Annotated in this window: 6 protein-coding genes; 4 read left to right on the top strand and 2 right to left on the bottom strand. The window is 60.8% G+C overall.

Annotation, left to right across the window (positions count from 1 at the left end):
• Window positions 1-267: 267 nt before the first annotated feature.
• The 3 genes from PROAA_RS11810 to PROAA_RS11800 are packed head-to-tail and all read left to right on the top strand — an operon-like array spanning window position 268 to window position 2,518.
• Window positions 268-678: a hypothetical protein gene (locus PROAA_RS11810; protein ID WP_186411534.1), complete on the top strand. Its 411-nt coding sequence runs from the start codon at window positions 268-270 to the stop codon at window positions 676-678.
• 28 nt (window positions 679-706) lie between these two features.
• A complete protein-coding gene (locus PROAA_RS11805; protein ID WP_186411533.1) occupies window positions 707-1,645 on the top strand; it encodes a phage tail family protein in 939 nt (312 codons plus the stop codon).
• Between the two features lie 57 nt (window positions 1,646-1,702).
• The gene (locus PROAA_RS11800) at window positions 1,703-2,518 is read left to right on the top strand and encodes a crotonase/enoyl-CoA hydratase family protein (RefSeq protein ID WP_186411532.1); all 816 of its coding nucleotides are present in this window, start codon (window positions 1,703-1,705) and stop codon (window positions 2,516-2,518) included.
• Between the two features lie 24 nt (window positions 2,519-2,542).
• Here PROAA_RS11800 and PROAA_RS11795 read toward each other — a convergent pair whose 3' ends face one another.
• Both PROAA_RS11795 and PROAA_RS11790 read right to left on the bottom strand, forming a co-directional pair.
• The gene (locus PROAA_RS11795; protein WP_186411531.1) at window positions 2,543-4,501 is read right to left on the bottom strand and encodes an acetoacetate--CoA ligase; all 1,959 of its coding nucleotides are present in this window, start codon (window positions 4,499-4,501) and stop codon (window positions 2,543-2,545) included.
• Window positions 4,502-4,580: 79 nt separating this feature from the next.
• Window positions 4,581-5,348: a 3-hydroxyacyl-CoA dehydrogenase gene (locus tag PROAA_RS11790; protein ID WP_186411530.1), complete on the bottom strand. Its 768-nt coding sequence runs from the start codon at window positions 5,346-5,348 to the stop codon at window positions 4,581-4,583.
• 199 nt (window positions 5,349-5,547) lie between these two features.
• On the opposite strand from PROAA_RS11790, the gene PROAA_RS11785 reads away from it, so the two are divergent.
• On the top strand, window positions 5,548-6,156 hold a 609-nt coding region (locus tag PROAA_RS11785), incomplete at its 3' end, for an enoyl-CoA hydratase/isomerase family protein (protein WP_186411529.1).

Here is a 6,156-nt window from a genome sequence, read left to right as displayed (position 1 = left end):
GTCGCTGGCAGCAAACGCATTCCCCCTTGCAAATTCATGTCTTTGTCGTTTTTGCCAAACCCGCGGAGCATAGGCCCGCGTTACGACAGCGTCAAGGATTGCGCGCCGTGGCGTGTACTGTGGCTGCTGCCTATGGTGCCAGTGTTGCAAATTGTGTGAGTTGCGCCCGGCGGCAACGGTGGACAGCACCCGGTGCAGTCGTTAGAGTTGTGCGAGGCATGGGATCGGTCCAACGCTGCTTCTTCTGATTTTCAGAAAGTTTTCTGCATGGCAATCGGTTGGCTTACGGTATTGAAAAGTGTTCCCTGGGCGGAGGTGATCAGCAATGCGCCCAAGGTTGCCGATGGCGCGAAGAAACTGTGGAGCACGATCGGCAAGAAGTCGCCCCCACCGCAGACGGAAGCTGCGCGCGAGGAACCGGCACATTCGCCGGACGACCCGTCAGTCGCTGCTCTTCAGAAGAGGATTTCAGCGCTTGAGAGCGAAGCGGCCGATCTGCACGATCAGATGCTGGCCTCGTCGGAACTGATCAAGGCGCTTGCCGAGCAGAACACCCAGTTGATTCAGAATATCGAGGCCAATCGGGTTCGCGTGCTGCAACTGACGGGAGCCACTGCGGTGCTCGCCATCATCGCGGTTGCGGGCCTGCTTCTGGCGCTCGCTGCCAATGCCGGATGAGCCGGAATGAGACAAAAGGAGAAACATAATGCGTAAATTGTTCGTCGCCCTGCTTCTGTCGTATTCCTCGCTGGCCCTGGCCGCGGTGCTCAATATCGAGTTCAACTTCACCCCCTTCGTTGGCGAACCAGCCAAGGCCGATCATGTAGAAACCATACCGGGCAAGGCGGCGGTGTTTATCAATAATATACCGGTGGCCGAACAGGAAGTTCGCAAAAACACCGTTCCCGTGCTGTTCGACAACCGTGAAATTGCGGCCGCCGTGTGGGTGCCGGCCGGATCGATGGGACCGGCGTTGCGCAAGGGCAAGAACACGATTCGCATCGAGTTTGTTCCCGCCAATGCCAAAGCGTCCTACGATGCGCAACTGCGCTGGGCGTCGGTCACCGATCAGGTGACGCGCACCGAGAAAGGGCCGGGACAGGTCACCTCGACCAACCAGAGCGACGAGGGCCGGGACAGCAAGAAGGCCGTCGGCAAGGTGGTCTTTGAACGTGAATTCGTTGCCGATTTTGCCACCGACCGGCCGTGGCACCATTTCCCGCCGGTCACCGCGCTGACGGATGCAGACAGGCAGGACCTGGCAGCATTGGTGGCGGCGAGAGCGGCGGCGTTCAAACCGGATTTCTCGACCCTTTACCGGGTACTTGAGACGGCTGCGACTCCGGGGATGCAGCTTGACCTGGAAGGAATCCGGAAAGCGAAAATACTCGACAAGGGTTACAAGGCAGGTCTTCGCGTCGCCGCGCCCGCTGCCGACACGCTCGATTTTGTTCTGACCGGCAACCCGGAAGTGCTGATCCGCAGCAAGACAGGTCGGCCACTTTTTCAGATCGACCCCAAAGCCTTCGGACGCATCAAAGGCGATGAATTGCAAATGGGCCTGGCCATGGTGCTTGGCGTACTCTACCCTCAGCAATTGGTTGCCGTGCGCGATGCCGCAGGCAAATGGGCCGCGGTGTATTGACCCGCCGCTCACCCGCCGACCGGACTCGAACTGGATCAACGAAATGGAGAACAGCCAATGCCTTCACAACCGCAACTCAAAGATGCGCAGATCACCGTAGACGGACGCATAGCAACACTGACGCTCAATCGCGACGATGTGCGCAACGAACTGACCGGCACGCAGTTGGTGGATGACATCGTTCGGACCACCGAATGGATCAATACCGACGATTCGATATCTGTCCTGATCCTGACCGGTGCCGGCAAGGCGTTCTCCGCGGGTGGCAACGTCAAGCACATGCTGAACCGCGAGGGCAGTTTCGGCGGTTCGGTCTACGAAGTGCAGAAGAAATACCGCGAAGGCATCCAGCGCGTCGCATTGGCGCTGCACAAACTCGAGGTGCCATCGATTGCTGCGGTCAATGGCCCGGCAATCGGCGCGGGCTTCGATCTGGCGTGTATGTGCGACCTGCGCATCGCTTCCTCCGACGCCAAAATGGGCGAGACTTTCGTGAACCTTGGAATCATTCCGGGCGATGGCGGCGCCTGGCTATTGCAGCGGGTCGTCGGCTACCAGCGTGCGGCGGAACTGACATTTACCGGCCGGGTATTCGGCGCCGAGGAAGCTCTGGCGATGGGGCTGGTTCTGTCCGTGGCCGAACCGGCGGACCTGTTGGCCCAGGCTCGCGAGCTGGCGACCAGGATTGCCGAGAAGCCGCCACAGGCACTACGCCTGGCCAAACGCCTTATGAAACTTTCGCAGCGCCAGGAGTTGCCCGACTTCCTGGAACTGTGTGCCGTCTTCCAGGGGATTTGCCACAATACCGGCGATCACATCGAAGCGGTTGCCGCTTTCATGGAAAAACGAGCGCCGAAGTTCCTGGGCAATTAGAAACCTGCTGCGCTCCAGGTAAGGTTATTCGGCCAGTTCAGCCCGGTTCTGGAAAAATTTCAGCGCTTCCGGGTTGGCCAGCGCCTCGATATTCTTCACCGCCTGGCCATGCACGACGTTGCGCACCGCGAGCTCGACGATCTTGCCGGACTTGGTGCGCGGAATGTCCTGGGCCTGGACGACCCTGGCCGGGACGTGGCGCGGCGTCGTGTTGTCCCTGATCTGCTTCTTGATGCGTTCGATCAGCCCGGCATCCAGAGCGTACCCCTCCTGCAGCTTGACGAAGAGCACGACGCGCACGTCGTCGTTCCTGCCCGGCGGCCACTCCTGGCCGATCACCAGCGACTCAAGTATTTCCGGAAGCTGCTCGACCTGCCGGTAAATTTCCGCCGTGCCGATACGCACGCCTCCAGGATTCAGGGTGGCATCGGAGCGACCGTAGATGATCACGCCGTCATGCGTCGTCAGCTCCGAAAAATCGCCGTGGCACCAGACATTGTCGAAGCGCTCGAAATAGGCGGCCCTGTATTTCGCGCCGTCCGCGTCGTTCCAGAAGCCGACCGGCATCACCGGAAACGGCCGGGTGCACACCAGCTCGCCTTTCTCGCCGCGCACCGGCTTACCGTCGTCATCGAATACATCGACCGCCATGCCCAGACCACGGCACTGAATCTCGCCACGATAGACGGGCAGGACCGGATTGCCGAGAACGAAACAGGAGACGATGTCGGTGCCTCCCGATATCGACGCCAGCAGAATGTCCGGTTTGATTTCGCGATACACCCAGTCGAAACCTTCCGGCGACAGCGGGCTGCCCGTCGAGAACATCGCACGCAAGGCGGACAAGTCGTGCGTCTTGCCCGGCGTCAGGCCAAGTTTGGCGGCGGCGTCGATGAACTTGGCCGAGGTGCCGAAGTGCGTCATTCCTTCGGCCGCAGCGTAGTCGAACAGCACCGTGCCCTGCCCGGCAAAAGGAGAGCCGTCGTAAAGCAGCAGCGTCGCGCCGCTGGCCAGGCCGGACACCAGCCAGTTCCACATCATCCAGCCGCAGGTCGTGAAGTAGAAGAGCCGGTCACCGGGGCGCACGTCGCCGTGCAACTGGTGTTCCTTCAGATGCTGGAGCAGAACGCCGCCGTGGCCATGCACGATGCATTTCGGTACGCCCGTCGTGCCGGAAGAAAACATGATGAACAGTGGATGATCGAAGGGGACGCGCCTGAAAACGACCTCGGCTCGTTCATCGACTTCCGCCAGATCGCTCCAGCATACGGCGCTGGCGATCTTGCCAATCTCCGGGCGGGCATTGAGGTAAGGCACCACCACCGTTTTGACCAGCGACGGCAACTTGCTGACCACCTCGGCATTCTTCTCCAGGCAATCGACGGGCTTGCCGTTGTACCAGTATCCATCGACGCAAACCAGCAGCCTGGGCTCGCTCTGACCGAAACGGTCAAGCACGCCCTGCACGCCGAAGTCCGGTGAGGCGGAAGACCAGATGGCGCCGAGCGCGGTCGTGGCCAGCATCGCGATCAGGGCTTCCGGCAGGTTGGGCAGATAGCCCGCCACCCGGTCGCCTTCGCCAATGCCGTTGGCAACGAGAAATTGCTGGAAACGGGCGACCTCGGAATACAGTTCGGCATGGCTCAGCCGACGCTTGACCTTATCCTCTCCCCAGAACACCAGCGCCTCGCCAGCGCTGCGGTTCTGCAACAGGTTTTCGGCGTAGTTCAGCCTCGCCTCGGGGAACCAGCGGGCACCAGGCATCCTGTCGCCGTCGAGCAGGATTCGTTGCCCTTTTTCACCAACGACTGCGCAATAGTCCCAGATCTTCGACCAGAACGCCTCCGGCTGATCGACCGACCAGCGCCACAGATCGGCATAGTCGGCATGACTCGTTTCCTGCATGAAATGCGCCATGCGGGTGTTCCCGACCGTCTCCGGATCGGGGCGCCACAGGGGATTCGGATCAATCGCGTAGGTCATGGGGAGTGATGGTCGGGGGTGAAGATACTCATTGCAGCATCGCACGTGTACAAGTCAAGTACAACAGCGCAACTCAATATTACTTGGCCCCCATGCGGATCGCGCCGTCGATACGGATGACTTCGCCGTTGATGTAACCATTCTCGGCGATGTGGCGGACCAGCGCGGCGAATTCCGAGGGTTTGCCCAGCCGGGGCGGAAAGGGGACCATTTTGCCCAGAGACTCCTGTACTTCGGCCGGCATGCCCAGCACCATCGGTGTTTCCATGATGCCGGGAGCAATGGTGTTGACGCGGATGCCGCTACGGCACAGTTCGCGGGCAATCGGCAGTGTCATGCCGACGACCCCGCCTTTGGATGCCCCGTAGGCCGCCTGGCCGATCTGCCCTTCAAAGGCGGAAATCGATGCCGTATTGATAATGACGCCGCGTTCGCCTTCGGCGTTGGGTTCATTCCCGTTCATGACGACCGCTGCCAGGCGGAGCATGTTGAAGACTCCGATCAGGTTGACCTGCACGACCCGGATGAATGATTCAAGCCGGTGCGGGCCGTCGCGTCCCACCACTTTTTCGGCCGGCGCGATACCGGCACAGGTGACCAGGCAATGCACCGTGCCAAAGCGGGCGACAGCCAGGTCGACGGCAGCCTGTGCACTGGCTTCGTCGGTAACGTCGGTGTGTGCAAAGCAGGCATTTGCGCCGAGCTCGGCAGCCAGTTCCTCGCCGCCCTGACGATTGACGTCGGCGATCAACGCGAGGCCTCCCGCGGCAACCACCATTCGCGCCGTCGCCGCGCCCAGACCGGATCCTGCGCCGGTGACCAGAAACACACTATTCTCAATTTGCATGGCTTTTCCTGTTCATAAAGGGACGTTAAAAGTGATACTCTAGGATCGATTCCCAAGTCATACCTGCAATGCCATGGTGATTCGACGTGTTCCTGCCTGTTCTTGCCGATTCACGTTGGGGAGGCGAAGGACGCGGGATTGTCCGGGGAGTCAAAGGCAAGCTGTGCACCTTCAATTTCATACAAAGGAAATCGGAATCATGGCCAGATTTGAAGAGTATCGCGACAAGTACAAACACCTGCGGCTGGAACGCAACGACGGCATCCTCGAGGTCATGTTGCACAGTGACGGCGGGCCCGTGGTATGGGGCGCCGGTCCGCATAGCGAATGCGGCGCCGCCTTCGGCGACATCGCTGCCGACCCCGGCAATCGGGTCGTCATCTTTACCGGCGCGGAATCCGAATTCATCGCCCGCGAGAAGATCAGCCATCCCGGCGTCACCGCACCCGTTTGGGAACGCGTCTTCGTACACGGGCAGCGGCTGATCTACAACCATCTTGAAATCCGCGTGCCGATGATCGCGGCGATCAACGGCCCGGCGACCATCCATGCCGAACTGGGCCTGCTGTGCGACATCGTGCTGGCGTCGGACGATGCGGTGTTCCAGGATGCGCCTCACTACCCCGAGGGCCTGGTTCCGGGCGATGGCGTTCATGTCCTTTGGCCGCTGCTCCTGGGGATGAATCGGGGCCGGTATTTCCTGCTCACGGGCGAGAAGCTCAGTGCCAAGCAGGCGCTCGACCTTGGCGTCGTCAGCGAAATCATGCCGCGCGACAAGCTGATGGATCGGGCGCGCGAGCATGCGCGC

Origin of the sequence: Candidatus Propionivibrio aalborgensis (genome assembly GCF_900089945.1) — a bacterium.
Classification (GTDB): domain Bacteria; phylum Pseudomonadota; class Gammaproteobacteria; order Burkholderiales; family Rhodocyclaceae; genus Propionivibrio; species Propionivibrio aalborgensis.
This window is presented reverse-complemented; position numbering and strand designations above follow the sequence as displayed.